General features: G+C 65.8%; 25 protein-coding genes. 15 read left to right on the top strand and 10 right to left on the bottom strand.

From position 1 onward, the window contains the following. Nucleotides 1-316: 316 nt before the first annotated feature. Together EUU22_RS12645 and EUU22_RS12640 are read right to left on the bottom strand one after the other, a co-directional pair. On the bottom strand, nt 317-2,230 hold the full coding sequence (locus EUU22_RS12645) for an ABC transporter ATP-binding protein (protein ID WP_129332339.1): 1,914 nt from the start codon (nt 2,228-2,230) through the stop codon (nt 317-319). Nucleotides 2,231-2,343: 113 nt separating this feature from the next. Beyond that, nucleotides 2,344-4,203 carry an ABC transporter ATP-binding protein gene (locus EUU22_RS12640; RefSeq protein WP_129332338.1) on the bottom strand — a complete coding sequence of 620 codons (1,860 nt, stop codon included), beginning with the start codon at nt 4,201-4,203 and terminating at the stop codon, nt 2,344-2,346. 383 nt (nt 4,204-4,586) lie between these two features. On the opposite strand from EUU22_RS12640, the gene EUU22_RS12635 reads away from it, so the two are divergent. The 3 genes from EUU22_RS12635 to EUU22_RS12625 all read left to right on the top strand — a co-directional run bounded on the left by EUU22_RS12635 (nt 4,587) and on the right by EUU22_RS12625 (nt 6,819). After that, nucleotides 4,587-5,054 carry a tRNA (cytidine(34)-2'-O)-methyltransferase gene (locus EUU22_RS12635; RefSeq protein WP_129332337.1) on the top strand — a complete coding sequence of 156 codons (468 nt, stop codon included), beginning with the start codon at nt 4,587-4,589 and terminating at the stop codon, nt 5,052-5,054. Between the two features lie 79 nt (nt 5,055-5,133). After that, nucleotides 5,134-5,598 carry a redox-sensitive transcriptional activator SoxR gene (gene soxR, locus EUU22_RS12630; RefSeq protein ID WP_129332336.1) on the top strand — a complete coding sequence of 155 codons (465 nt, stop codon included), beginning with the start codon at nt 5,134-5,136 and terminating at the stop codon, nt 5,596-5,598. An 81-nt stretch (nt 5,599-5,679) separates the two neighbouring features. After that, nucleotides 5,680-6,819 carry a cell envelope biogenesis protein OmpA gene (locus EUU22_RS12625; RefSeq protein ID WP_205687900.1) on the top strand — a complete coding sequence of 380 codons (1,140 nt, stop codon included), beginning with the start codon at nt 5,680-5,682 and terminating at the stop codon, nt 6,817-6,819. Between the two features lie 36 nt (nt 6,820-6,855). Here the strand turns inward: EUU22_RS12625 and EUU22_RS12620 are convergent, their stop codons facing one another. Continuing rightward, complete coding sequence (locus EUU22_RS12620) at nt 6,856-7,812, bottom strand: flagellin N-terminal helical domain-containing protein (protein WP_129332335.1); 957 nt, start codon at nt 7,810-7,812, stop codon at nt 6,856-6,858. Nucleotides 7,813-7,955: 143 nt separating this feature from the next. Continuing rightward, nucleotides 7,956-8,216, bottom strand: a complete 261-nt coding sequence (locus EUU22_RS12615; protein ID WP_129332334.1) for a hypothetical protein — start codon at nt 8,214-8,216, stop codon at nt 7,956-7,958. 163 nt (nt 8,217-8,379) lie between these two features. On the opposite strand from EUU22_RS12615, the gene hemF reads away from it, so the two are divergent. The 3 genes from hemF (at nt 8,380) to EUU22_RS12600 (ending at nt 9,957) form a co-directional block, all read left to right on the top strand. Then, on the top strand, nt 8,380-9,294 hold the full coding sequence (gene hemF / locus EUU22_RS12610) for an oxygen-dependent coproporphyrinogen oxidase (protein WP_129332333.1): 915 nt from the start codon (nt 8,380-8,382) through the stop codon (nt 9,292-9,294). Between the two features lie 104 nt (nt 9,295-9,398). After that, entirely contained in the window at nt 9,399-9,665 is a 267-nt protein-coding gene (locus EUU22_RS12605) for a hypothetical protein (RefSeq protein WP_129332332.1), read from the top strand. A 103-nt stretch (nt 9,666-9,768) separates the two neighbouring features. Continuing rightward, nucleotides 9,769-9,957 carry a DUF1059 domain-containing protein gene (locus tag EUU22_RS12600; RefSeq protein WP_112690834.1) on the top strand — a complete coding sequence of 63 codons (189 nt, stop codon included), beginning with the start codon at nt 9,769-9,771 and terminating at the stop codon, nt 9,955-9,957. A gap of 6 nt (nt 9,958-9,963) precedes the next feature. Here EUU22_RS12600 and EUU22_RS12595 read toward each other — a convergent pair whose 3' ends face one another. From EUU22_RS12595 to EUU22_RS12585, 3 genes are read right to left on the bottom strand one after another with little or no spacing between them, the layout of a single operon-like run. Further along, a complete protein-coding gene (locus EUU22_RS12595; protein ID WP_129332331.1) occupies nt 9,964-11,220 on the bottom strand; it encodes a CCA tRNA nucleotidyltransferase in 1,257 nt (418 codons plus the stop codon). Further along, nucleotides 11,217-11,864 (bottom strand): CoA pyrophosphatase, encoded by a 648-nt coding sequence (locus EUU22_RS12590; protein WP_439329144.1) that lies wholly within the window; start codon nt 11,862-11,864, stop codon nt 11,217-11,219. The genes EUU22_RS12595 and EUU22_RS12590 overlap by 4 nt, the downstream gene beginning before the upstream one ends. Then, the gene (locus EUU22_RS12585; protein WP_129332330.1) at nt 11,861-12,478 is read right to left on the bottom strand and encodes a DUF1285 domain-containing protein; all 618 of its coding nucleotides are present in this window, start codon (nt 12,476-12,478) and stop codon (nt 11,861-11,863) included. The genes EUU22_RS12590 and EUU22_RS12585 overlap by 4 nt, the downstream gene beginning before the upstream one ends. Before the next feature lie 158 nt (nt 12,479-12,636). Here EUU22_RS12585 and EUU22_RS12580 point away from each other — a divergent pair, with 158 nt between their 5' ends. Genes EUU22_RS12580 through EUU22_RS12565 form a run of 4 tightly spaced genes read left to right on the top strand, consistent with a single transcriptional unit; the run spans nt 12,637 to nt 19,451 of the window. Then, on the top strand, nt 12,637-13,650 hold the full coding sequence (locus EUU22_RS12580; protein WP_129332329.1) for an AAA family ATPase: 1,014 nt from the start codon (nt 12,637-12,639) through the stop codon (nt 13,648-13,650). 13 nt (nt 13,651-13,663) lie between these two features. Beyond that, complete coding sequence (locus EUU22_RS12575) at nt 13,664-14,581, top strand: DUF58 domain-containing protein (RefSeq protein WP_129332328.1); 918 nt, start codon at nt 13,664-13,666, stop codon at nt 14,579-14,581. After that, nucleotides 14,578-17,379, top strand: coding sequence for a DUF4159 domain-containing protein (locus EUU22_RS12570; RefSeq protein WP_129332327.1), 2,802 nt, complete (start codon nt 14,578-14,580; stop codon nt 17,377-17,379). Before EUU22_RS12575 ends, EUU22_RS12570 begins: the two co-directional genes overlap by 4 nt. 2 nt (nt 17,380-17,381) lie before the next feature. After that, nucleotides 17,382-19,451 (top strand): hypothetical protein, encoded by a 2,070-nt coding sequence (locus EUU22_RS12565; RefSeq protein WP_129332326.1) that lies wholly within the window; start codon nt 17,382-17,384, stop codon nt 19,449-19,451. A 9-nt stretch (nt 19,452-19,460) separates the two neighbouring features. On the opposite strand, the gene EUU22_RS12560 is transcribed toward EUU22_RS12565, so the two are convergent. Further along, nucleotides 19,461-19,796 (bottom strand): nuclear transport factor 2 family protein, encoded by a 336-nt coding sequence (locus EUU22_RS12560; protein ID WP_129332325.1) that lies wholly within the window; start codon nt 19,794-19,796, stop codon nt 19,461-19,463. A gap of 249 nt (nt 19,797-20,045) precedes the next feature. On the opposite strand from EUU22_RS12560, the gene EUU22_RS12555 reads away from it, so the two are divergent. The 3 genes from EUU22_RS12555 to EUU22_RS12545 are packed head-to-tail and all read left to right on the top strand — an operon-like array spanning nt 20,046 to nt 21,159. Further along, nucleotides 20,046-20,369: a type II toxin-antitoxin system RelE/ParE family toxin gene (locus EUU22_RS12555; RefSeq protein WP_129332324.1), complete on the top strand. Its 324-nt coding sequence runs from the start codon at nt 20,046-20,048 to the stop codon at nt 20,367-20,369. Nucleotides 20,370-20,380: 11 nt separating this feature from the next. Continuing rightward, the gene (locus tag EUU22_RS12550) at nt 20,381-20,692 is read left to right on the top strand and encodes a helix-turn-helix domain-containing transcriptional regulator (protein ID WP_129332323.1); all 312 of its coding nucleotides are present in this window, start codon (nt 20,381-20,383) and stop codon (nt 20,690-20,692) included. A gap of 44 nt (nt 20,693-20,736) precedes the next feature. Next, nucleotides 20,737-21,159, top strand: coding sequence for a GNAT family N-acetyltransferase (locus EUU22_RS12545; protein ID WP_129332322.1), 423 nt, complete (start codon nt 20,737-20,739; stop codon nt 21,157-21,159). Between the two features lie 12 nt (nt 21,160-21,171). Here EUU22_RS12545 and EUU22_RS12540 read toward each other — a convergent pair whose 3' ends face one another. Continuing rightward, nucleotides 21,172-21,672 carry a GNAT family N-acetyltransferase gene (locus tag EUU22_RS12540; protein WP_129332321.1) on the bottom strand — a complete coding sequence of 167 codons (501 nt, stop codon included), beginning with the start codon at nt 21,670-21,672 and terminating at the stop codon, nt 21,172-21,174. Nucleotides 21,673-21,934: 262 nt separating this feature from the next. Here EUU22_RS12540 and EUU22_RS12535 point away from each other — a divergent pair, with 262 nt between their 5' ends. Next, on the top strand, nt 21,935-22,960 hold the full coding sequence (locus EUU22_RS12535) for a glutathione S-transferase family protein (RefSeq protein ID WP_129332320.1): 1,026 nt from the start codon (nt 21,935-21,937) through the stop codon (nt 22,958-22,960). Here the strand turns inward: EUU22_RS12535 and EUU22_RS12530 are convergent. After that, nucleotides 22,926-23,417 (bottom strand): NUDIX domain-containing protein, encoded by a 492-nt coding sequence (locus EUU22_RS12530; RefSeq protein ID WP_129332319.1) that lies wholly within the window; start codon nt 23,415-23,417, stop codon nt 22,926-22,928. The genes EUU22_RS12535 and EUU22_RS12530 overlap by 35 nt on opposite strands. Nucleotides 23,418-23,457: 40 nt before the next feature. On the opposite strand from EUU22_RS12530, the gene EUU22_RS12525 reads away from it, so the two are divergent. Beyond that, nucleotides 23,458-24,366 (top strand): metallophosphoesterase family protein, encoded by a 909-nt coding sequence (locus EUU22_RS12525; protein ID WP_129332318.1) that lies wholly within the window; start codon nt 23,458-23,460, stop codon nt 24,364-24,366.

Here is a 24,366-nt window from a genome sequence, read left to right as displayed (position 1 = left end):
AAATTCTGCGATAAACCGCATTGCATCCGCGACAGGAAACCTGCGCGCAGACACAGTTGCGCCACAGATTCCCCGCCAATTTGGCGCGTTCTAAGCCCGATAACAAAATATGTCCAGCCTTGGCAGGGGGATGGGGGCACAATGTCGCGGAAAATCTTGGGAGAGTTCCGTCCGCGTCACACGAGGGGCTTTCAGGCGACATCGGACCTCCTCCGAAAGGCGTAGAAGGCATCTACCGGCTTGTCATTCGTCAGCTTCACCGCCTCCGGCAAGCGGTAGTCCAGACCGACCTGCCACCGCGGCAAGGCGCCTGCGCTCAGCGCCGGGACATCGGTGCCGATACGGGCGACGCCCTGCCCTCACCCGTTTCGCGCTCACCCGCACCGAGGAAGCCGCCGGACTGGCGCGCCCAGAGGTCGGAGTAGAGCCCGCCCGCGGCGACGAGCTCGGCGTGGGTCCCCTCCTCGACGATCCGGCCCCTGTCCATAACCACGAGCCGGTCGAGCGCCGCGATCGTCGAGAGCCGGTGGGCGATCGCCAGCACCGTCTTGCCCTGCATCAGCCGGTCGAGATTGGACTGGATCGCCGCCTCCACCTCGCTGTCGAGCGCCGAGGTCGCCTCGTCCAGCACCAGGATCGGTGCGTCCTTCAGCATCACTCGGGCGATCGCGATCCGCTGGCGCTGGCCGCCGGAAAGCTTCACGCCGCGTTCGCCCACATGCGCTTCGAAGCCGCGTCGCCCGCGCTGGTCCTCGAGCCTCAGGATGAAATCGAGCGCCTCGGCCCGTTCCGCCGCCCGTTCGAGTTCCTTCTCATCGGCATCGTGGCGACCGAACAGGATGTTGTCGCGGATCGAGCGGTGGAGAAGCGCCGTATCCTGCGTCACCATGCCGATCTGCCGGCGCAGGCTTTCCTGCGTCACGGTCGCGATATCCTGCCCGTCGATCAGGATGCGCCCGCCTTCGAGGTCGTAGAAGCGCAAGAGCAGGTTGACCAGCGTCGACTTGCCGGCACCCGAGCGGCCGACGATGCCGACCTTCTCGCCGGGGCGGACGGTCAGCGTCAGGTGGTCGATGACGCCGCTCTTCCTGCCGTAGTGGAAGGAGACGTCCTCGAAGCGGATTTCCGGCCGCGCCACCTTCAGTTCTCCGGCGCCGGGACGGTCGACGAGCGCCAGCGGCTTCGAGACGAGTTCCGCCGAGTTCTGGATCGTACCGATATTGCGCATGATGCTGTTCATCTGCGTCATCATGCGGCCGAGCAGCATGTTGAGGCGCAGCACGAGGCCGAGCGTGAAGGCGACGCCGCCGGCGGTGACCGCGCCCTTGAACCAGAGGTCCACGGAAAGAGCGGCAACCATCAGGATCATCACGCCGGAGAGCGTCGCAAGCGCCGCACGCACGCCGGTCAGGAGCCGGGCGAAAGGCGTGAGCGTCGCCTGGAACCGGTCGAAGCCGGCGCGGATATAATGGTCGTTCTCGCGCTCGCGCCCGAAGAGCTTCAGCGTCTGGATGTTGGAATAACTGTCGACGAGCCGGCCGTTCAGCATCGAGGCGACCTCCGCCGTCGCCCGCGCGTGGCGGCGGATGCGCGGCACGAAATAGCGCGCAAGCACGAGGAAGATGACCACCCAGCCGGCGATGACGGCCGCGAGCCGCCAGTCGAGCTGGGCGACCAGCGCCATGGTGGAGACCGTGTAGATGACCATGAACCAGGCGACCTGCAGCAGCGAGGTCATCAGGTCGCCGGTCGCCTGCCCTGCCGACCAGACCTTGGTGACGATGCGGCCGGAAAAATCGTTCTGGAAGAAGGAGAGCGCCTGCCGCGCGACATGCACATGCGCCTGCCAGCGCACGAGGTTGAAGAAGTTGAGGACGATCACCTGTTCCTCGACCAGCGCGCCGAGCGTCACCACGACGAGGCGCACGACGAGCACGGTCAGCGCCATCACGGCAAGCTCCACCCCGTGTGCCGCGAGCAGCCCGTCCCACCCGGCACCGCGCGGCACGGTGTCGAGAAGGTCGACGAGCCTGCCAACGAACCAGAAGAGCGCCGCCTCCAGCATGGCGACCGCACCGCCGAGAACAGCCATGGCGACGAAGGCCCATTTCGCCTGGCGCACGTAGAACCAGATGAACGCCGCGGTCCCTTCCGGCGGACGCAGGTCGTCCGAACGCGCAAAGGGGTCGATCCAGTTCTCGAAGAGGCGGGCGATCGGACGAAACAGCATGAAAGGGATATAGGCGGATTCCCGCGCCGCGGAAAGGACGACCGCCGCCGCACCACGGAGCGCGATGCGGCGGCGGCCGGGAAGCGTAGCGCCTGTTGCCTTAGGCGGCGGAGTTACTCCGCCGCCTGCTCCGTCTCGTCGAGGTCGTGGTCGGCGAGGAAGCCGCCGGACTGGCGGTTCCAGAGATCGGCATAGATGCCGCCGAGCGCCACCAGTTCACTATGGGTGCCGGTCTCTATGATCCGGCCCTTGTCGAGCACGATCAGCCGGTCCATCTGCGTCAGCGTCGAAAGCCGGTGAGCGATCGCGATCACCGTCTTGCCCTCCATCAGCGAGAACAGGCTTTCCTGGATCGCCGCCTCGACTTCCGAGTCGAGCGCCGAGGTCGCCTCGTCGAGCACCAGGATCGGGGCGTTCTTGAGGAACACCCGGGCGATCGCGATGCGCTGCCGCTGGCCGCCGGAGAGCTTGACGCCGCGTTCGCCCACCTGGGCGTCGAGGCCGGTGCGGCCCTTGTAGTCGACGAGCCCTTCGATGAACTCCCAGGCATTCGCCCGCTTCGCCGCCTCGATCACCTCCGCGTCGCTCGCCTGTGGACGGCCGTAGGCGATGTTGTCGCGGATCGAGCGGTGCAGGAGCGAGGTATCCTGCGTGACGACGCCGATCATCGACCGCAGGCTGTCCTGCGACACCATCGCAATGTCCTGACCGTCGATCAGGATCTTTCCCTTCTCGAGGTCGTAGAAGCGCAGCAGCAGGTTCATCAGGGTCGTCTTGCCGGCGCCGGAGCGGCCGACCAGACCGACCTTCTCGCCCGGATTGACGACCAGCGAGAAGTCCTCGATGACGCCCTTCGCCTTGCCGTAGTGGAAGCGGACGTGATCGTAGACGATCTCGCCCTTTTCCACCGTCAACGCCCTGGCGCCGGGCGCATCGACGACATCGTGCGCCTTGGTCATCATCTTCATGCCGTCATAGACGGTGCCGACGTTCTCGAAGAGCGCCGAGACCTCCCACATGATCCACTGCGACATGCCGTTGATGCGCATGGCGAGGCCGATGGCGATCGCAATCGCCCCGACCGAGATCGAGCCGCCCAGCCAGAAGGAGATCGACAGCGATCCGACGGCGAAGAGCGCGATACAGTTGTTGACGTAGACGAGCACGTGGAAGAGCGTCACCATCCGCATCTGCCGGTGAACCGTGACGAGGAACTCGTCCATGCCGTTGCGGGCATAGTCTTCCTCGCGGCCGGCATGCGAGAACAGCTTCACCGTCGCGATGTTGGTGTAGCTGTCGACGATCCGGCCCGTCATCATCGAGCGTGCATCCGCCTGATCGGCCGAGACCTTCCGCAGCCGCGGAACGAAATAGCTGACGATCGACACGTAGACGACGACCCAGATGACGAGCGGCGCGACGAGCCTCAGATCGGCCGTGGCGACGATCACGATCATCGAAATGAAATAGGTGACGACGTAGACGAAGACGTCGAGCACCTTCATCACCCCTTCGCGCACCGCAAGCGAGGTCTGCATGACCTTGGTCGCGACGCGCCCGGCGAACTCGTTGGCGAAGAAGGTCATCGAGTGCCGGAGCAGGAAGCGGTGCATCTGCCAGCGCGCAATCATCGGCATGTTGCCGAGCAGCACCTGGTGCATGATGAGGGAGTCGATTGCAACGACGAGCGGCAGCCCGACGAGGACGACGAGCGCCATGCCGACGAGCCGCGGGGCCTCCGATTGCAGGAAGGTTTCGCGGTCGGCCTTGGAAAGCCAGTCGACGATGTCGCCGAGGAAACGGAAGAGCGTCACCTCGCCGACGGCGATCAGCGCGGTACAGATCGCCACGCCGAGAAGCCACGGGGCCGCCGGCTTTGAATAGTACCAGCAGAAGCGGAAGAGCCCTTTCGGCGGCAGGGTCGGAACACCCGCCGGATAGGGATTGAGTCGCTGTTCGAACCAGCCAAACATGAATATCTCCACTCGTCTTGCCCCTGTCGACACCGCGCGGCGATGCCGCAACAAACGGAATCAGGGGTTTGAACGGACGGCGCAACCCATAGGAACTGCGCCTTGAACAAAACGGAAAATCAGAAAAGGAGCGAGCTGATCGCTACCACGCCGTCGGATGCATGTCCGGGACCGGGAGGCAAATAACGCCAGTGGGTATCATCAAGGCCTCCCTGTTGCGTGTTGAAGAGATGCGAAACCTAACCGCCTCCCGCCGAATTGAAAAGCATCAATCTGCTCCTTCAGCGCGCATCGCTGCCGCGGTGTTGCCCGTTGACCACAACTCGACCGCTCGCCGAACCGGCACTTGAGCTTGCGGTTCCACCTGGCTTAAGAAACGCGCCATGACCTTGCTGCGCATCGCCCTCTACCAGCCGGACATTCCCGGCAATACCGGCACCATCCTTCGCCTCGCCGCCTGCCTCGGCCTCGGCGTCGACATCATCGAGCCGGCCGGTTTCGACATCTCCGACCGCAACCTGAAGCGCGCCGGCATGGATTATCTGAACGCCGTCTCGCTCGTGCGCCACGTCAACTGGGAACGCTTCGAGGCCTGGCGGGCGGCGACCGGCCGCCGGCTGGTCCTGGCATCGACCAGGGCCGCCACCCCCTATGCCGACTTTGTCTTCCGTCCCGACGACATCCTTCTCTTCGGCCGGGAAAGCGCCGGCGTTCCCGATCTCGTCCATGACACCGCCGAGACGCGCGTCATCATTCCGATGGTGCCGGGCCAGCGCTCGATCAACGTCGCCATGTCGGCGGCAATGATTGCCGGCGAGGCCCTGCGGCAGACCGGGTTCGCGCAAGCCTGACCGCCGGGCGGCATCTCTGCCGCCACTTGGAAAAGCGCTTGCCTCACCGTATAAGACCTCAACCAATATTGAGGTCAACATGGTCGCGAAGAAATCACATCCCGAAACGCCGCGGCGCGAACTGAGCGTCGGCGAGGTCGCCGAGCGCAGCGGCATTGCCGTCTCGACGCTGCATTTCTACGAAGCCAAGGGTCTGATCCACAGCAACCGCAATCGTGGCAACCAGCGCCGCTATCCCCGCTCGGTGCTCCGGCGTGTCGCCGTCATCAAGGTTGCACAAAAGACCGGTATTCCGCTTGCGGAGATCGGCGAGGCGCTCTCCGTGCTGCCGCACGACCGGCCACTGACGGCCGAGGACTGGAGGCGGCTTTCTGAACGCTGGCGCGACGCACTCGACAGACGGATCGACCAGTTGCAGTCGCTGAGGGATCATCTGACCGGCTGCATCGGTTGCGGATGCCTGTCCATGAACGACTGCCCGCTCAGAAATCCGATGGACGCGCTGGCCGAAAAGGGCGGCGGACCGCATCTGCTTGAGAGTTGAAGACGGTTGCGGCAAACACGCGCTTGGCGAAGTCCGGCCGTTGTGTCATGCTGCAGCGCGAAAGAACGACGAGGTGGCCTTATGTTCGATACGGCATTCACCCTGGGCCTGACGCAGTTCGCGCGCAGCCTGAGCTTTCCTGAAAGACTGCAGCGCCGGCCGTTCCGCAACGTGGCGCTGGAAGCGCTGAGAGCGCGCAACACCGGTCTCGATGCGCTCTTCTATGACGTGAAGGCGCTTTCCTCCGAGGAAGTGTTCTATATCAGCGACTCCATCACCGCCGAGGGGCTGATCATGATCGTGCCGCCGACCGGCGCCGGCATGCTGACCTTGTGCGACAGCGTAGACGAATACCTCCTGCGCGGCGGCAAGGACGTCCATGTGCTGGCGATCGCCGGCGTCGGCGGTTCGGCCATCGGCGCGGCGGCCTTCGCCCGCAACGTCGCCGACGCCGTCGGCGCCCCCGTCGCGGCGATCGTCTCCGGCTACGGCCTCGGAGACGTTGTCGTCGAAACGATGGGCGGAAGCTTCTTCTTCGGCTGGCTCGGGCATTTCCGCAGCCAGATGGAAACGCTGGACGATGCGGTCGGCCGCCCGCAGCTCGGCGCCTACGCACAACGCCGTCTGAAGCCGGAGCCCGAGCGCCGCTCGTGCCTCGACGCGGACACGGCGGCGGAGCTGCTCGGCGATCCGCGTCTCTCCTTCCATATGCTGGCGGCCCATTCGAGCGGCAACCGGGTGCTCTCCGAAGCGCTCTACGAGCTGCGGCGCTCAAACCGCCAGCGCCTCCGCGCGCTTGCCGAGGGACTGAGGATCGTGACCTTCGGCGGGCGCATCGTCATGCCGCCAGAGTTCACCGACGTCGTCGACGTAGTCGGCGAACTGGATTGGTACGGCGAGGTCAATTCCCGTCCGCAGATCGACACCGATATCCGCGTGCCGCTCGCCGGACATTCGACGAACACCGACCTGCCGGGTTCGCTGCACGTCACCAGGGTGTTGAAGGAGATCATCGGACACAGCCTGCCGGCCGTCGTCGAGACCGCCACGCCGGCTCCGGCGGACGTGGAGCCTCTTGCAGAGAATATCCCCGTCGCAGATGCCGCCGACACGGTGAAGGACGAGGAGGTCTCGGTTGTGCCTGAAAACGCCCCCGCCGCACCCGGCGTACGCAGACCTGCGGCACGGCGGAGAGCTCCGAAGAAGAACTCCATCCACTGACGTGGCACCTTACGCCTGACGGTCGAGACGAAGCCGTCAGCGGAACAGGTCGGATAGTGCCCGCATGTCGCCGTTTGCCATGTTGAGGCCGGCCGCCTGAAGCTGGTCGCGGACCTGCAGCGCCGCACGCAAGGCCTCGTCACCGGTCATTGCGGTTTCGATGCGTTCACCGACGGCGCTTTCGATCATCTCCGGAATGCTGTCGAGGAAGCCGTCGTCGCCGGCGATGCCCTTGCGCATGGCGCCGAGCGAGGCGCCGGCCTCGTAGAGGCCGGTCAGCATGCTGTCGACGGCGGCGATCATTCCATCGAGTTCCGCCGAGTTGGTGCTGTCGGCAAGAGCAACCTCGCGCACCGGCGAGGACGTTGGAACCGCGGCGTTGGCGTCGAGAAGGAAATAGGCGTAAGTGCCGCCGCTGCGGGTCAGCCCGGCATGGGCACGTGTGAGCACACCGTCAGCCGCGTTCTCGCTGCTGGTGACCACGGAGCGACCGGTGTCGAAATCCGCGAGATTGACGGCAAGCTCGCCCGGTCCCGACCGCGACACCGAGGCGACGACGGATTGCACCTTCGGCCGCTGCCCTGCCTCAAGATGGAGCCAGTTCTGTCCGTCATAGGTACTCGAGGCGGCGGTCGCCGCCAATTGCTCCTTGAGCGCGCCGATCTCCGCATTCAGCGCATTGCGGTCGGCGCCTGGTGAGCGGGCCTCTATCAGCCGGTCGCGAATGTCCATGACGATGCCGGTGGTCGTCTCAATGCCGAGAGCGGCGATATCGGTCAGCGCGGCGGCACGCCCCGTCGCGTCTGCGGCGCTCGACAGCGACAGGCCTCCCGTCCCGAGGCTTGCGGTAATCGACCAGTAGCCGTCGTTTTCGGCGGGCGCGTCGACTTTCCGTGCGGCGACGGCGCGAGCCGGCACGACCGCGGATGTCGTGACGCGTTCGCTGGCGCGCGCGAACGTTGCGGCGGAGGACAGGGGCTGCAGAAGACTCATTCTCTCTTGGTGCTTTCCGAAATCATTGCGGACAGATGCCCGGAGAGTGCCAAACCGGCATTTCGAAAGCTTTCAGCGCATGGATAAAACTTTATCGGTTCTTGCCGCCGAGAGAGGGAAACACCGGATAGGACCAGAAAAGGTCAGTCGGCGGAGGGAAGGCGCCGCATGGTGAACTCGATGCGGTCACCGTCGAGCTGTCGCCAGCTTTCGACCTCGGTCCAGTAGGCGGCCTTGGGGAAGGCGTCGAACCATTCCTTGGCCTTGGCTCTCGCCTCCTCGCGCGACAGGCAGAAGGTTTCGCGGACAAAATGTCCGGCCTCGGAACGGGACTTCGCCCTCCGATGTTTGGCAATTTCCTTCCTCAGACCGTCGAGCGGCGGCAAGCCGGGTATCTTCGCCATCGAACACCTCGCCTGCATTGAAATGTAGTCGCGCAGCCGCCCGTTTGCGAGTCGAAATTCGGGGGACGGCGGGGAGCCTCTCTGGCTCGCCGCCGGGTGACCTGCTAAGCCATGGAGCGATGCGGCCGACTCGTCCAGGACGGCCGGAGACAAGGATTTGAGAATGGAAAGACCCGACCTGCCACGGGAATTGCCCGAGAACATCGAAGAGAAGAAGAACGAGGCACGCGCCTGGTTCGAGACGCTGAGGGACACCATCTGCGCCTCCTTCGAAGCCCTCGAACAGGAGCTGGCGGGACCGCTTTCCAACCAGCCGCCCGGCCGGTTCGTCGGCAAGGACTGGCTGCGCGAAGGCGGTGCGGGCGGCGGTGGCCGGATGTCGATGATGGAAGGCCGCGTCTTCGAGAAGGTCGGCGTCCACACCTCGACCGTCTACGGCGAATTCTCGCCCGAATTCCGCAAGCAGATGCCCGGTGCGGAGGAAGACCCGCGGTTCTGGGCCTCCGGCATTTCGCTGATCGCCCATCCGGTCAATCCGAACGTTCCCGCCGTTCACATGAACACCCGCATGGTGGTCACGACCAGCCAGTGGTTCGGCGGCGGCGCCGACCTCACGCCGGTGCTCGACCGCCGACGCACCCAGGAGGACCCCGACAGCCGCCTCTTTCACCGGGCGATGGAGATCACCTGCAGCAAGCATGCGGCCGTCGCGGACTATCCGCGCTTCAAAACCTGGTGCGACGAATACTTCTTCCTGAAGCACCGCAACGAGCCGCGCGGCATCGGCGGCATCTTCTTCGACTGGCTGCATTCCGGGCCCGAACAGGGCGGCTGGGCCGCCGATTTCGCTTTCGTGCAGGATGTCGGCCGCGCCTTCAATCTCGTCTACCCGCGTATCGTCCGCTCGAACTTCAACAACGACTGGACGGAGGCCGATCGCGACGAACAGCTCGTCCGGCGCGGGCGCTATGTCGAGTTCAATCTTCTCTACGACCGCGGCACGATCTTCGGGCTGAAGACCGGCGGAAACGTCGAGTCGATCCTGTCTTCGCTACCCCCGGTCGTGCGCTGGCCGTGAAGGCCGACCGCGCTGATTGAATCACAAACCCTAACGAATTTTATATTTTAGTGATCCCTAACGTCGTGCTATTCTCCCCCGCGGTTTGCAGGAGGAGAAATGCAATGGCCCGTTCGACTAGCGCTCCCAAGAACAACGAAAACGCTGCCGAAACCGAGCGCATCATCGACCGCCTCGCGGAAGAACTCAGGGCGTCGGGCGGCGTCGACCTTCCCCACTCCTATTTCGTGGAGGAAGTCAGACTTCGTCTCGCCGGCCGTGATCTCAGCGCGCTGGACACCGATCAAACAGTGAAGACCTTGATCCGCGGCTGGAAGCCGAAGGCGGCCCCTTCGGTGTTCAACGCCTGGGCGATGCCCGAGCAGGTGTGACCTTGTTTTCACCCGCCGTGCCTCCGCCGCGCGGGCGGCAGGGAACCTATGCTCGCTCCTGCCGATTAGAAGAAGGGTCGAACCCAAGGAAGAGGAGAAGGCAATGAAACTGTTTGAATGCGGTTCGCTCGTGCCCGGCTGCCCGTGGCACACCCGGGCGGACGAGGAGGCGGAAGTCGTGCGCCGCGCGGTCGAGCATATGCGGACCACGCATGGCGAAACCATCATCCGCGAGAACATGATCGAGAACATCAAGGCCCGCATCGTCACCACGGAGAAGGTGACGGCCTGAACCCGCTCAGGAAATGCGCATCTCTTCGAGCCGGGCGAGCAACCTCGCCCGGTCCATCGAGAAATTTCCGGAAACCCATTCCGATTCCAGCGCCTTCAGCGTCTTTCCGACCGCCGGCCCCGGCGGAATGCCGGCAGCGAGCAGATCGGCGCCGCTGACGGGGAAGGTGGGCTTTTCGAAGGCGTCGGCCCGTTTCAGAAGCGCCGAGAGCCGCGCCACCCGCGCCATCACCGCCGGATCGTCCTCGCCCTTTGCCCGCACCGTGGCAAGCTCCAGCTTGAGCACCGTCGCCAGCCCCTCCTTGCCATGATGGTAGAGGTCGCGATCGAAGGCGGCATCCTTGACTGCAATATCCGGCTTCGGTGCACGCGCGAAATGATCGAGGAAGCGCGCCTCCGCCTTCGACATCCGCAGCCGCTCGGCCATGGCGGCAAGGCGCGCGGCATCCTTCGGCACGATCGCCGCAAGCCGCAGCATCGGATCGGGATGCCAGCCGAGCGCCTGTTCGGCGGCGACCAGCCCGTGGATCGCGTCGATCCCCCACTTCTCCGTCTCCGGCAGGATCTCGGTGAGCACACCGGACTGGCGCATCCACAGAAGCGCACGGCTCGGGTCGGAGGCCTTGAGCAGTTTCTTCAGTTCCGACCAGACCCGTTCGGCCGAAAGCGTTGCGAGCTTGCCGCGCGCGCGCATGCAGGCCTTGAGCCCTTCGGCGTCAGGCCGTCCGGCACCGTAATGGGCGAAGAAGCGGAAGAAGCGCAGGATACGCAGATAGTCCTCGGCAATGCGTTTGTCGGCGTCGCCGATGAACCGCACCGTCCGCGTCTCGACGTCCGGCAGGCCGTTGACGAGGTCGATCACCTCGCCCGCCCGGTCGACATAGAGGGCGTTGATCGTCAGGTCGCGACGCTCCGCATCTGCCTGCCAGTCCGCGCCGAACCTGACGGTCGCACGCCGCCCGTCGGTTTCCACGTCATGGCGAAGCGTCGTCACCTCGAACGGCTTGCCATCGACGACCAGCGTCACCGTGCCGTGGTCGATGCCGGTCGGCACAGACTTGATGCCGGCGGCCTTCGCCCGCGCGGTCACCTCCTCCGGTTCCAGCGTCGTCGCAATGTCGATGTCGGCGACGGGAATCCCCATGAGGCTGTTGCGAATGGCGCCGCCTGCGACCCGCCCCTCGCCGCCTTCGGCGTTCAGGAGGTCCATGACACGGATGAGTGCCGGGTCGCGAAACCAGGGCTCCTGCGACAGGTTGGTCATGCATAGAGCCTTTCATAAAGCGTGCGGATGATGCCGGCGGTGATGCCCCAGATATAGCGCTCGCCATAGGGCATGACGTAGTAGTGGCGCAGGATACCGCGCCAGTCGCGGCTGTCGCGCTGGTGGTTTTCCGGGTTCATCAGGAAGGAGAGCGGCACTTCGAAGACGCTTTCCACCTCGTGCGGGTTGGGCGTGATGGTGAAGCCGCGGCGGACGACCGACAGCACCGGGAAGATGCGGAAGCCGGTCGCCGAGAGATATTGCGGCAGCCGTCCGACCGTTTCGACATAGACGGGGTCGAGGCCGATCTCCTCCTGTGCCTCGCGCAGCGCCGCCTCCTCGGGCGAGATGTCGGTGTCGTCGATGCCGCCGCCGGGAAAGGCGATCTGGCCGGAATGCTTGCGCAGCCGTGTCGTCCGCTGCGTGAGGATCACCTTGGCACCGTCGTCTCCGTCGTCGACGACCGGGACGAGCACGGCGGCATCCTTGAACTGAAGCCCTTCGATCTCCTGCAGCGTCTCCGGATTGAGCAGATGATCGCCGTGCTCGCGCCAGGCATGCTCGAGCGGCGCGCCGATCTGGTTCAGCGCCCTGTGCCGGAAGTCGGCGGCGGAAAAGCGGGGGGTGAGCATCGAAAGGGTCATCGCGACAGCATGTCCAGTTCGTCCGCCCGCATGACGGGAAAGATTTCGCCGGCGGAGCGGACCGCAAACATCTCCACTCCGTCGATGTCGATCACCTCGCCGCGCTCGACGAGGTCATACATGACGGCGCGCGACACGAGCGCCTCCAGCCGGCCGCGCACATGGAGATAGGGCTTCAATTCATGGTTCTCGCCGTGAACGGTGAAGCGCAGCGGGTGATCCGGTCCCGCCTCGACGACATCGCCGACATTGGTACGGAAGGTGAGCACCGGCTCGCCGTCGCCTTCGCTGACACCCATTTCGACGGCGAGAAAGGGCGCGTCCTCGACCCGGATGCCGACCTTCTCGACGGGGGTCACCAGATAGGTTCTGCCGTCCTCGTCCTTCCTGAGAACGGTCGAGAACAAACGCACCAGCGCCTCGCGTCCGATCGGCGTTCCCATGTAGAACCAGGTTCCGTCAGCGCGGATTTCCATGTCGATGTCGCCGCAGAACGGCGGGTTCCAGCGCTCGACCGGTGGTAGCCCCCTGCCCGCGGTCTGGGTGGAGGCACGCGCGACCAGCGCCGCCAGTCCGGCCGCATCCGTCGTTGCCTTCAGGGTTTCGCCTGCCATTTTTGCGTCCCGGTTTGCCGATATTCGCTGTCTGTCACGAGATAGTCATTCCGCGCACGCTTGTCAGCCGCCGATTGGGGAATAACTTCTTTTAGATGCGACGGAAGAACGGCGGCATGGTACGAAGGACCTGACGCCGGAACCAGAGGGAGAAGATCATGGGCATGATGAAGTCGGCCGAACCCTTGCTCGACGAAAAGGCCATCATCGCCGCGGCCGAGAAGGCGCTGTCCGACATCGCCGAGGTGCGCCGGGAAGTCTCCAAGGTGATCTTCGGCCAGGAACGGGTCGTCGAAAACACGTTGCTCGCGATCCTCTCCGGCGGCCATGCCCTGCTCGTCGGCGTACCGGGTCTTGCCAAGACCAAGCTGGTCGCAACGCTTGGAAGCGTGCTCGGCCTGGAGGCGAGCCGCATCCAGTTCACCCCCGACCTCATGCCCTCCGACATTCTCGGCACCGAGGTCATGGACCAGGACGAGACCGGGCGGCGATCCTTCCGTTTCGTCAAGGGTCCCGTCTTCGCACAGCTCCTGATGGCCGACGAGATCAACCGGGCGAGCCCGCGTACCCAGTCGGCACTCTTGCAGTCGATGCAGGAATATCACGTCACCATCGCCGGGCAGCACTACGACCTGCCCTCCCCCTTCCACGTGCTCGCCACCCAGAACCCGCTGGAGCAGGAAGGCACCTATCCGCTTCCCGAAGCGCAGCTCGACCGCTTCCTGCTGCAGGTCGACGTCGGCTATCCGGAGCTTTCGGCGGAACGGCAGATCCTGCTCGAAACCACCGGCGTCACCGAGGCGAAGCCGTCGAGCGTCATCGATGCCGCTCGCCTGATCGACATCCAGAAGCTGATCCGCCAGATGCCCGTCTCCGAAACCGTGGTCGACGCGATCCTGGCGTTCGTCCGCTCCGCCCGTCCGGGCCACGGGAACGCCGGCACGGACAAGAACGTCGCCTGGGGTCCCGGCCCGCGCGCCGGACAGGCGCTGATGCTGTGCGCCCGCGCCCGCGCGCTCTATGAGGGGCGGCTCGCGCCCTCGCTCGACGACGTCATGGCACTCGCCGAGCCCGTTCTTGAACACCGCATGGCGCTGACCTTTGCCGCCCGCGCGGAAGGCATGACGGTGCGCGATGTGATCCTCGACCTGGTGAAGCAGGCGCGGGGCTAGAAAGGCGGTCAGCGTGGCAGCAATCGGCCAGATCGTCGAGCAGACCTCCGGAAGCGATGCTCTGACGCGCGCGCGCCAGCGCGCCGCGCTCGTGCCCGACTGCATGGTCGAGGCGAGACGGATCGCCAACACGGTGATCGCCGGCTGGCACGGGCGCCGCAAGCGCGGCATCGGCGAGAATTTCTGGCAGTTCCGGCCCTATGCGGAGGGCGAGAGCCTCGCGCGCATCGACTGGCGGCGCTCGGCCCGCGACGACCACACCTATGTCCGCGACCGCGAATGGGAGGCCGCGCACACCGTCTGGCTCTGGGCCGACATGTCGCCGTCGATGATGTACCAGTCCTCCTTCGCACCCGTCTCGAAGGAAGGCCGCGCACTCGTCATCATGCTGGCGCTCGCCGAAATCCTCGCCCGCTCGGGCGAGCGCATCGGCTGTCCGGGCGTCATGGACCCCGTCTCCTCGCGCAATGCTTCCGAACGGCTCGCCGCCGCGATCATGCACGCGCCGCCGACCGCGGGTCTGCCCGAGACGGCGATGATCCGCGGGATCAGCGACATCGTGCTCATCGGCGATTTCCTCGACGATGCCGAGCGGATCATGGAACGGATCGCCCCGCTTGCCCGGCGCGGCCTGCGTGGCCACGTCGTCGAAGTGGCCGACCCGGCGGAGGAATCCTTTCCCTATAGCGGGCGGACGATCTTCACCGATCCGGAAACCGGCGAGAAACTGGTTTCCGGCCGTGCCGAACGGCTGCAGGAAGACTATCGCCGTGCCTATTTCGCCCGCCGCGAAAGCCTCGGCGAAGCGCTGCGGCGGCTCGGCTGGAGCTTCGTCGCCCACCGGACCGACCAGCCCGCCTCGCAGGCTCTCGTCGCCGTCCACATGTATCTCTCCGGCAATCCGCCGCAGCCCGCGGGAGGAGTGCGATGAGCTTTCTTCCTCTCGCCTTCGGGACGCCGGCCATCCTGATCGTGCTCGCCGCGCTGCCGCTCATCTGGTGGCTGCTGAAGCTCACGCCGCCGCGGCCGCGGACGGAGGTTTTCCCGCCGCTGCGCATTCTCGCGACCGTGCTGAAGCGCGAGGAGACGCCGGACAAGAGCCCCTGGTGGCTGACGCTCCTCAGGATGGTGATTGCCGCCCTCGTGATCCTCGCGCTCGCCGATCCGGTGCTCAATCCGCGCACCGCATCCGTTTCGGGCGACGGCCCGCTCGTCCTCCTCGTCGATAACAGCTGGGCCGCCGCCGCCGACTGGGATCGCCGCGTTGCGACGGCCGAGGGCCTGATCGCCGAGGCGGATGGTGCAGACATTCCCGTCGCAATTGCCTTCACCGCCGATGCGACCCACGACGCGGTTCCGGCGACGGCCGCCGCCGCGCTGAAGAAGCTGCGTGCCGCGGAACCGAAGCCGCTGACACCGGATCGCCCGCGCGCCATCACGGCTCTCAAGGAGGCGCTCGACGGAACAGCACCCGGCTCGCTCGTCTTCCTCAGCGACGGCGTCGCCGCCACCACTGAGGATGATACGGTCAAGCAACTGTCCGCGCTCGCGCCCCGGCAGTTGCGCCTCGTCGAGGGTGACGGACGCGGTGCGGTCGCGATCACCAGCGCCGTAAACGGTGCGAACGAACTGGACGTCACGGTTTCCCGGCTGCCTTCCGCCGGCGAGAGCCGCCTGACGATCGATGCACAGGACCGGCAGGGACGAGCGATCGCCACCGGCGATGTGCGCTTTTCGCCCGGCGAGACGGTTGCCAAGGCCACCGTCGCCGCTCCGTTCGAGCTGCGGAACGATTTCACCCGGCTTGCCGTCACCGGTGCCGCCAATGCCGGCGCCACCCACCTGCTCGACGACGGCTTCCGCCGCCGGCGCGTGGCGATGATTTCCGGCGAACCGGACGATGGCTTCCAGCCGCTGCTCTCGCCGCTCTATTACACCGAGCGCGCGCTGGCGCCCTACGCCGACCTGATCCGCTCGAACAATGCCGACCTTGCCGCCGCGATCCCGGAACTTCTGGCGCAAAGCCCCTCGGTGATCATTCTCGCCGACATCGGCCGCCTGCCCGGCGAACTCTACGAGCCGCTCCAGCGCTGGATCGCCAAGGGCGGCACCGTCATCCGCTTTGCCGGTCCGCGCCTCGCCGCCGCACCGGCCGACGATCCGCTGCTCCCGGTCGTGCTCCGGCAAGGCGAGCGCGTGCTCGGCGGCGCCATGTCCTGGGCCGAACCGCAACCGCTCGCCGATTTCCCGAAAACCGGTCCGTTCGCGGGCATGAAGAAGCCGGACGGCGTGCTGATCAAGCGACAGGTGCTGGCCGAACCCACCCCCGATCTTCAGGAACGCACCTGGGCGAGCCTCAACGACGGGACGCCTCTGGTGACCGTCCGCGAGAACGGCGCCGGCCGCATCGTCCTCTTCCACGTCAGCGCCGAGGCGACCTGGTCCGACCTGCCGATTTCCGGCGAATTCGTCGAGATGCTGCGGCGGATCGTGCAGCTGTCACACGCCGGCGCGGGCGCGGAGGGCAACGGCACCGCCGCAGCGACGCTGCCACCCTACCGCCTGCTGACGGCGCGCGGCGCGATGACCACCGACACCGCGACGGCGAGGCCGATCAATCTCGGCGCCGGCCGGCCGGCCGCCGCAACCTTCGACAATCCGCCCGGCCTCTACGGCAGCGAGGATGGCTTCGTTGCGCTAAACCTGCTCGAACCCAGCGCCGAACTCCTGCCGCTTCCCGTCGATCCGACGGCGGCCGTGACCCGCGAGACGCTCACCGGCGATGCCGCGACGCCGCTGAAGCCGCCGCTGCTCGCGCTCGCGTTCCTGCTTCTGCTCGCCGACAGCCTGATCGTGCTCTTCATGAACGGCGTCTTCACCGGCAGACGCCGCCGGCAGGGCCTCGCAGCGGCGATTGCCCTGACCGCGGTCCTCGCCTTCCACCCGGACAGCGGCCATGCGGCCGATGCCCGGCCCGGCGACGAAAAGCTCCTGGAGCGGCTCGACAACACCCATCTCGCCTATGTCGTCACCGGCGAGCCGGACGTCGACAGTCTCTCGGAGCGCGGACTTGCCGGGCTCACCGAATTCCTGACCTACCGCACGACACTCGAACCCGCCGAGCCGGTCGGGCTCAACATCGAGACCGATGAGTTGTCCTTCTATCCGATCATCTTCTGGCCGGTCTCGGCGACGGCGCCGATGCCCTCTGCCGCCGCGATCAACCGGATCGACGCCTATATGCGCGCGGGCGGCACCGTCCTCTTCGACACGCGCGACCAGTATGCGAGCTTCGGCGGTGACGAGGGTCCGAGCCAGAACGGCGAGCGGCTGCGGGCGATCCTCGCCAACATCGACATCCCGCCGCTCGAACCGGTGCCCTCGGACCACGTGCTGACGCGCTCCTTCTACCTGCTGACGGGCTTTCCCGGCCGCTACAGCGGCAGCCCGCTCTGGGTCGAGGCACGCCAGGAGGCGCGCAACAGCAATAGCGGGGTCGTTTCATCCGCCGACGGGGTCTCGCCAGTCCTCATCACCGGCAATGACCTGCTCGGCGCCTGGGCGATCGACGCCAACGGCGCTTCCATGCTGCCGACCGTGCCGCCCGACGAAAGGCAGCGGGAACTCTCCTTCCGCGCCGGCGTGAACATCATGATGTACATGCTGACCGGCAACTACAAGGCCGACCAGGTGCACATCCCCGCCCTGCTCGAGCGGCTGGGGCAGTGACGATGACGATCGAGTTCGCCCCCTTCCTGCCATTCCCCGTCCTCGCCGCCCTCGCGGTCATTTCGCTCGCCCTTGCGGCACTCGGCTTCCGCGCCTCCATTCGGGGAACGGCGCTCCGCCTCACCGCCGCGCTCGCCGTGCTTGCCGCACTCGCCAACCCGCTGCTGCTTCAGGAAAACCGCGAGCAATTGACGACCGTCGTGCCAGTCGTCGTCGACCGCAGCCAGAGCCAGGAGACGGCGGGACGGCGGGAGATGACCGACAAGGCGCTGGCTGCGCTCAAGGAACGTCTGGCGCGCTTCCCGCTCATCGAGCCGCGCATCGTCGAGGCAGGCGCCGCGGAGAATTCGGATTCTCCCTCGACCCGGCTCTTTGAGGCGCTGAACTCGACGATTTCCGACGTGCCGCCCGCGCGGGTCGGCGGCGCAATCCTGCTGACCGACGGCCAGGTGCACGACGTGCCCGGCGCCGGCCAGTCGCTCGGCTTTGCGGGTCCGGTGCACGGCCTCGTCACCGGCAAGGCCGACGAGCACGACCGGCGCATCGAGGTCTTGCGCGCACCCCGCTTCGGCATCGTCGGGGAAGAGCAGGAACTCACCTTCCGCGTCTTCGACGACGGACGCTCGACGAATGCGCCGGCACGGGTAACCGTCTCGATCAACGGCGAGCAGACGGCGATTGTCGACGCGACCCCAGGAGCGGAGACGCCGTTCCCGTTCAAGGTGCCGCGCGGCGGCACCAATGTGGTGGAGCTTGCCGTCGATCCTGTCGCCGGCGAGGTGACCGAAGCGAACAATCAGGCGGTCCATCTGATCCAGGGCATCCGCGAGAACCTGCGCGTGCTGCTCGTCTCGGGTGAGCCGCATGCCGGCGAGCGGGCCTGGCGCAACCTCCTGAAATCCGACGCCTCGGTCGATCTTGTCCACTTCACCATCCTGCGGCCGCCGGAAAAACAGGACGGCACGCCGATCAACGAGCTGTCGCTGATCGCCTTCCCGACGCGCGAGCTCTTCGTCGAGAAGATCGAGGATTTCGACCTCATCATCTTCGACCGCTACCAGCACCGCGGCGTGCTGCCGATCCTCTATTACGATTACATCGCCGAATATGTGAGGAAGGGCGGCGCGCTGCTGATCGCCGCAGGCCCCGAGCACGCGAGCGAAGACTCGATTGCGCTGACGCCGCTGGAAACCGTTCTGCCGGCCGCACCCCTCGGCACCATGCACGAGGTCGGCTTCTATCCGCGGCTCTCCGACAAGGGCAAGCGCCACCCCGTCACCCGCGGCCTCGACGGGTCCGCCGTCGAGCCACCGCACTGGGGCCGCTGGTTCCGCACCGTCGACGTCGAACCGCCGAAGGGCGAGACGGTGATGACCGGCGACGGCGACCGGCCGCTCCTCGTCCTCGATCGCGCCGGCGAAGGCCGCGTCGCCATGCTGCTCTCCGACCAGGGCTGGCTCTGGGCGCGCGGTTTCGAGGGCGGCGGGCCGCACGTCTCGCTCTATCGCCGCATCGCCCACTGGCTGATGAAGGAGCCGGAACTGGAGGAAGAGGCGCTGACGGCCAGGGCCTCCGGCCATCTGCTCGAAGTGACCCGCCAGACGATCGGCGACGCGCCGGGCGCGGCGGTGGTCGAATCCCCCTCCGGCAAGACCGAAAGCCTGCCGCTTACCGAGATTGCCCCCGGCCTCTACCGCGGCGAAAGGCGGATGGACGAGACCGGCCTCTTCAAGATCACCAATGGCGACCTCTCGACGCTCGCCCATGTCGGCGCGGCCGATGCCCAGGAATTCAAGGCGATGATCTCGACGACCGGGGCGCTGCAGCCGATTGCCGAGCGCAGCAAGGGCTATCTCGGCCGGCTCGATGATGGCCGCGGCGGCTTGCGCATCCCCGATATCCTGCCGGTCAGAAGCGACATCCGCGTCAGCGACGACAAGCGGATGCCGATCCGCATGACCGACGAGACGGTGCTGAAGGGGATCGACACGCTACCGCTCTTTGCCGGTTTCGCCGGCCTTGCCGTGCTGCTCCTTGCGATGTCGGCCATGTGGTGGCGCGAGGGACGGTAGGGCAGTCCGCTAGACCGGCGATTGCTGATGATGCGCGATCCGCCAGACGTCTCCTTCGCGGATATAGGTCGACGTACAGCAGGCATCGTAAGCCCCGCCACCTTCGCGCTCCGCCCGCGCACGATAGGCCAGGATCACCACCTTGCCGCCGTGCTCGCGCACGATCTGGTCCGACATTTCGACGGAGGACCAGCGCGGCGCGGCGCGTATGCTCTCGGCGATGCGGTCGCGCTCCAGAATACCGACCGGACCGAAAACCATGATGCAGTCCCCGGTCATCAGCTCTTCGTAGGCTGGCGCACCCTCGCGCCAGAGACGCTCTTCCGTCTTCCAGAAATCCATCATCCGGGCCTCCTTTCACGTTCGTGAAAATGTCGGGAGGGCGAGGAAGTTCCGGGTTTGGGCGGAAAAGGACGGTGGCTTATCCGTCGATACTGGAATTCAAGCAAATCACCACCTATAGTCGCGCGATACTCGAGAAGATGGCATCGTGCTTGACTAATTCCCGGGTGTAGCTTTTCGACAATCGATTGCGGCTGCCGTCGGCCGGCAATAGACAGCCCACAAAATTCGTCTTTAAACGAACCTTATTTCATGCTAGAAATCCGGCACTACCTGACGCGCGACGGTCGAAATCTCTTTGTCGAATGGCTTGCCGGCCTGCGCGATCCGCTTGCCAAGACGGCAATCATCAGGCGCCTGAACCGGCTCGAACAGGGCAACTTTGGAGACTTCAAGGCTCTGCGAAGTGGCGTCTACGAATTGCGTGTCGATGTAGGTCCCGGATACCGTGTCTACTACGGACGATCCGGGAAGACAGTGGTTCTGCTCTTGTGCGCTGGAAGCAAGCGAACACAGGAAGCGGATATCGAGCGAGCCTGCTCTTGTTGGCAGGACTGGCTGAGCCGCCTGGATTGAGGATGCGGAAAATGAAAGATCAGTCTCACGACGACGCCATGGCCGCACTTTTCCGTGACGACCCGGAACTCGCAGCGGCGACCCTCGATGCGATATTGGCCGATGGTGACCAGGGCGAGCTGCTGGTAACACTGCGCCAGATGGCGAAGGCCTTCGGCGGTGTGACGGCTGTCGCGAAGTCGGCGGACCTCAACCCGACCCAGCTCTATCGGACGCTCTCCGAAAAGGGCAATCCGGAGCTGCGGAGCCTCAGCGCTCTCCTTCGAAGTATGGGCCTCCGCCTCTCGGTCCAGCCGCTCGAAAAACAGGGTTCTAACGCCTGAAGGCCCCCCTCGACTCCTCTCCCGCTTCCCCCTAGCCTCGCCCCATGTCCCTCGATCTCACTCTCTCCGATACCGTCCCCGACGAAGCGCGCGACGCGATCCGTGATGCGATCCTCGCCCATAACGACGGGATGCTCGGGCCGACCGACCGGCGCGACCTGATGATTCCGATCCGTGACGGTGAGGGAAAGGTCGAGGGCGGGCTCGTCGGCTATACCGGGCGCGGCTGGCTCTACGTGACGCTCCTCTACATTCCGGAGAATCTTCGCGGACGAGGCCTCGCAGGCCGCCTGCTGCAGATGGCTGAGGACGAAGCGAAGGCGCGCGGCTGCACCGGCGCCTATATCGACACGATCAACCCCGACGCCCGCCGCGCCTATGCGCGGCAGGGCTACGAGGTCTTCGGGGCACTGGAGAATTTCGCCGGCGACTTTTCGATCACCTGGATGAAGAAGCGGCTCGGCTGAGCAGACTGCGCCTCAGGGGCGCCAGGCGATCACGCCCTTGAGCCGTTCGTGGGCATCGGCGGCAAGCGGCACGGCGAGCACCCGGCCGGGATCGACCGGGCCCGGGAATTCCAGCGCCTTCCACGCCACCTTCTCGAAGCCGAGCGGCATGTAATAGGGCGGGTCGCCGACGAGGATGACGGCTTCCGATCCGGCACGCCGCGCCGCCTCGACGGCGATGCGGACGAGCTCGCGGCCGATGCCCATGTTCTTGTGGGAGGGCCGCACGGCGAGCGGCCCGAGCAGATGGCCCTTCACCGAACCGGCGGTGACCGGCGTCATGCGCACCGAGGCGATGGTTTCGCCGTCGTCGGCGCAGATGAAGGAAAGCGTCCGGTCATGCGACCCCTGCTCGCGGATGCGCGCGGCGGCACGGGTGTGCCGGCCGGGGCCGAAGGCTTCTTCGTTGATGAGTTCGATGGCCGCGTCATGCGACGCATCCTCGGTGAGGTAGACAAGCTGGTGATTTTTCATGGGAAGACCAGGACCGGCAGACAGACAGGGAAAAATGGTTCACGGGACGCGCGTAAGCACGTCGGGTAAAACATCAGCGTCGTCGCAGGGTCCGGGTTTCGGCCATCGGTTGTCTTTCCAGATAAGGTATCGACGCCGATAGCAGCATTTTTTTTTGCCGTCCATCGGAAAAACGCAGTGTTCAGCAATCGGCATCTCGCAATTGCCGGCCCATGGCATATTTTCCCGGGCAAGAGACCGCAAAGCAGGAAGGAAATCCGTCATGGGCATGCTCGTCGAGGGCGTCTGGCACGACGTATGGTACGACACCAAGGCGACCGCCGGGCATTTCCGGCGAAGTGAGTCGGCCTTCCGCAACTGGGTGACGGCGGACGGCACCCCCGGCCCGAGCGGCACGGGCGGCTTCGAGGCGGAGGCCGGGCGCTATCACCTCTACGTCTCCTATGCCTGTCCCTGGGCGCACAGGACCCTCATCTTCCGCAGGCTGAAGAAGCTCGAGGACCTGATCTCGGTCTCGGTCGTCGACCCGCTGATGCTGGAGAAGGGTTGGGAGTTCAAGGGCGAGGACGGCGGCACCGTCGACCACCTGTTCGGCGCGAAGACGCTTGCCGACATCTACGTGAGGGCGGACCCGTCCTATACCGGCCGCGTCACCGTGCCCGTCCTCTGGGACAGGAAGCGGCAGACGATCGTCTCGAACGAGTCGGCCGAGATCATCCGCATGTTCAACCGCGCCTTCGACGGGCTGACCGGCTCGACCGACGACTTCTGTCCGGAGGAACTGCGCGCCGAGATCGACGTGATCAACGCCCGGATCTACGACACCGTCAACAACGGGGTCTACAAGGCGGGCTTCGCCACCACGCAAGAGGCCTACGAAAGCGCCGTGCTACCGCTCTTCGAGACGCTCGACTGGCTCGACGGCCGGCTCTCGACCCAGCGCTACCTCTTCGGCGACCGGCTGACGGAGGCCGACTGGCGGCTCTTCACCACGCTGGTGCGCTTCGATGCCGTCTATGTCGGCCACTTCAAGTGCAACATCCGCCGGATCGCCGACTATCCGAACCTCTCGGGCTACCTGCGCGATCTCTACCAGGTGCCGGGCGTCGCAGGCACGGTCAATATGGCCCATATCAAGGCGCACTATTACCGCAGCCACAAGACGATCAACCCGACCGGCGTCGTGCCCGTGGGCCCGGAGCTCGACCTCGACCGGCCGCACGGCCGCGAGGCGCTCTGCGAAGCCGCAGCACTCACCAGAGATCGTCGGGCGGAACCTCGCCGCTGAGCTCCCGCAGGCGTCGCTGCGTCGCCGGCGTCACGCCGTGAGGGAGGTCGTGGAGAGCGAAGAAGCCACTCTCCACGATTTCCAGATCTGGCTTGCGCGGCGCCGTCTGCACCACGTTCGCCCGGTAGAACAGGACGTGGTCGCGGCGGCTGACGCGGGTGTTGAAATAGACGTGGAAGAGCTGCGCCGGGCCGGTCATTTCGAGATTGCCCTCTTCGCGCAGCTCCTTCGACAGCGCCTGCAGCGCCGTTTCGCGCCGTTCGACGCCGCCGCCCGGCATGTGCCAGCCGGGTACATAGGAATGGCGCACGAGGAAGATGCGGCCAGCCTCGTCGTAACAGGCGGCCCGCACGCCGAGAGTCATGCCGCGGGAAATCGCGAAATAGCCGTGCAACATGCGTGTAACCAGCCGGGCGGCGGCGCTGCGTTTCTCTTCGATTGTCCTGTCCTCCCCCATCGGGCTTGCTCCGGGTCTGCTGCGCCTTTATGAAGGCGCCATGTTCAAGCTCGCGCATATCTCCGACGTTCACCTCGGGCCGCTGCCCGCCCTGACCATCCGTGAACTCGCCTCGAAGCGCATTACCGGATATGTGAACTGGCACCGCAACCGACGCAAGCATCTTTTCGCCAATGCACTTGATTTGATACTTGCCGATCTGCGCCGCCACGCGCCGGACCACCTAGCGATCACCGGCGACCTCGTCAATCTCGCCTCCGGCATCGAGATCCGCCGCGCCGCCGAATGGCTGAAGGAGGCGGGCGGGCCGCTCGACACCTCGGTGGTTCCCGGCAACCACGACGCCTATGTTCCCGGCGCGCACGACGAGTCCGTGCAGGCCTGGTACGACTATATGCGCGGCGACGACGATCCGCTGATCTGGCGCAAAGGCCACAAGCTCTTTCCCTATATCCGCCGCCGCGGTCCCGTCGCCCTGATCGGCTGTTCGACATCGCTCGCCACCCCGCCCTTCTCCGCTACCGGCTACTTCGGCAAGCGCCAGGCGCGCGAGACGGCAGAACTGCTGAAGGCCGCGGGCGAGGAGGGCCTCTTTCGGGTGGTGATGATCCACCATCCGCCGATCCGCGGCGCGACCTCCTCGCACAAGCGCATGATCGGCATCCGCCGCTTCGCCGCGGCGATTTCGGTCGGCGGCGCCGAGCTCGTGCTGCACGGGCACACCCATTTCAATACGCTTTACTGGCTGGAAAGCCACGGCCGCAAGGTTCCGGTCGTCGGCATCGCCGCCGCCTCGCAGGGGCCGGGAAGCCACAAGCCGCCGGCCGGCTACAACCTCTTCTCGATCAGCGGAGAACCGAATGCCTGGCGGCTGCAATGGGACCGCCATTGCATCTCCGGCGCGAGCGGCCAGATGAAGGTCGATCACCACCAGTTCCTGATCGAATAA

Source organism: Ciceribacter ferrooxidans (assembly GCF_004137355.1).
Taxonomy (GTDB): Bacteria; Pseudomonadota; Alphaproteobacteria; order Rhizobiales; family Rhizobiaceae; genus Allorhizobium; species Allorhizobium ferrooxidans.
The sequence above is the reverse complement of the archived record's forward strand: the minus strand, read 5'-3'. Positions and strand labels throughout refer to the sequence as shown.

What these genes read in the sequence shown, in the direction of transcription:
- EUU22_RS12570 (WP_129332327.1), top strand. Translation starts at nt 14,578, where the DNA reads ATGAGCTTTCTTCCTCTCGCCTTCGGGACGCCGGCCATCCTGATCGTG.
- EUU22_RS12595 (WP_129332331.1), bottom strand. Translation starts at nt 11,220, where the DNA reads ATGACCAACCTGTCGCAGGAGCCCTGGTTTCGCGACCCGGCACTCATC.
- EUU22_RS12565 (WP_129332326.1), top strand. Translation starts at nt 17,382, where the DNA reads ATGACGATCGAGTTCGCCCCCTTCCTGCCATTCCCCGTCCTCGCCGCC.
- soxR (WP_129332336.1), top strand. Translation starts at nt 5,134, where the DNA reads ATGGTCGCGAAGAAATCACATCCCGAAACGCCGCGGCGCGAACTGAGC.
- EUU22_RS12620 (WP_129332335.1), bottom strand. Translation starts at nt 7,812, where the DNA reads ATGAGTCTTCTGCAGCCCCTGTCCTCCGCCGCAACGTTCGCGCGCGCC.
- EUU22_RS12600 (WP_112690834.1), top strand. Translation starts at nt 9,769, where the DNA reads ATGAAACTGTTTGAATGCGGTTCGCTCGTGCCCGGCTGCCCGTGGCAC.
- EUU22_RS12605 (WP_129332332.1), top strand. Translation starts at nt 9,399, where the DNA reads ATGGCCCGTTCGACTAGCGCTCCCAAGAACAACGAAAACGCTGCCGAA.
- EUU22_RS12645 (WP_129332339.1), bottom strand. Translation starts at nt 2,230, where the DNA reads ATGCTGTTTCGTCCGATCGCCCGCCTCTTCGAGAACTGGATCGACCCC.
- EUU22_RS12635 (WP_129332337.1), top strand. Translation starts at nt 4,587, where the DNA reads ATGACCTTGCTGCGCATCGCCCTCTACCAGCCGGACATTCCCGGCAAT.
- EUU22_RS12585 (WP_129332330.1), bottom strand. Translation starts at nt 12,478, where the DNA reads ATGGCAGGCGAAACCCTGAAGGCAACGACGGATGCGGCCGGACTGGCG.
- EUU22_RS12550 (WP_129332323.1), top strand. Translation starts at nt 20,381, where the DNA reads ATGAAAGATCAGTCTCACGACGACGCCATGGCCGCACTTTTCCGTGAC.
- EUU22_RS12625 (WP_205687900.1), top strand. Translation starts at nt 5,680, where the DNA reads ATGTTCGATACGGCATTCACCCTGGGCCTGACGCAGTTCGCGCGCAGC.
- EUU22_RS12560 (WP_129332325.1), bottom strand. Translation starts at nt 19,796, where the DNA reads ATGATGGATTTCTGGAAGACGGAAGAGCGTCTCTGGCGCGAGGGTGCG.
- EUU22_RS12615 (WP_129332334.1), bottom strand. Translation starts at nt 8,216, where the DNA reads ATGGCGAAGATACCCGGCTTGCCGCCGCTCGACGGTCTGAGGAAGGAA.
- EUU22_RS12540 (WP_129332321.1), bottom strand. Translation starts at nt 21,672, where the DNA reads ATGAAAAATCACCAGCTTGTCTACCTCACCGAGGATGCGTCGCATGAC.
- hemF (WP_129332333.1), top strand. Translation starts at nt 8,380, where the DNA reads ATGGAAAGACCCGACCTGCCACGGGAATTGCCCGAGAACATCGAAGAG.
- EUU22_RS12545 (WP_129332322.1), top strand. Translation starts at nt 20,737, where the DNA reads ATGTCCCTCGATCTCACTCTCTCCGATACCGTCCCCGACGAAGCGCGC.
- EUU22_RS12525 (WP_129332318.1), top strand. Translation starts at nt 23,458, where the DNA reads ATGTTCAAGCTCGCGCATATCTCCGACGTTCACCTCGGGCCGCTGCCC.
- EUU22_RS12555 (WP_129332324.1), top strand. Translation starts at nt 20,046, where the DNA reads ATGCTAGAAATCCGGCACTACCTGACGCGCGACGGTCGAAATCTCTTT.
- EUU22_RS12530 (WP_129332319.1), bottom strand. Translation starts at nt 23,417, where the DNA reads ATGGGGGAGGACAGGACAATCGAAGAGAAACGCAGCGCCGCCGCCCGG.
- EUU22_RS12590 (WP_439329144.1), bottom strand. Translation starts at nt 11,864, where the DNA reads ATGACCCTTTCGATGCTCACCCCCCGCTTTTCCGCCGCCGACTTCCGG.
- EUU22_RS12640 (WP_129332338.1), bottom strand. Translation starts at nt 4,203, where the DNA reads ATGTTTGGCTGGTTCGAACAGCGACTCAATCCCTATCCGGCGGGTGTT.
- EUU22_RS12535 (WP_129332320.1), top strand. Translation starts at nt 21,935, where the DNA reads ATGGGCATGCTCGTCGAGGGCGTCTGGCACGACGTATGGTACGACACC.
- EUU22_RS12580 (WP_129332329.1), top strand. Translation starts at nt 12,637, where the DNA reads ATGGGCATGATGAAGTCGGCCGAACCCTTGCTCGACGAAAAGGCCATC.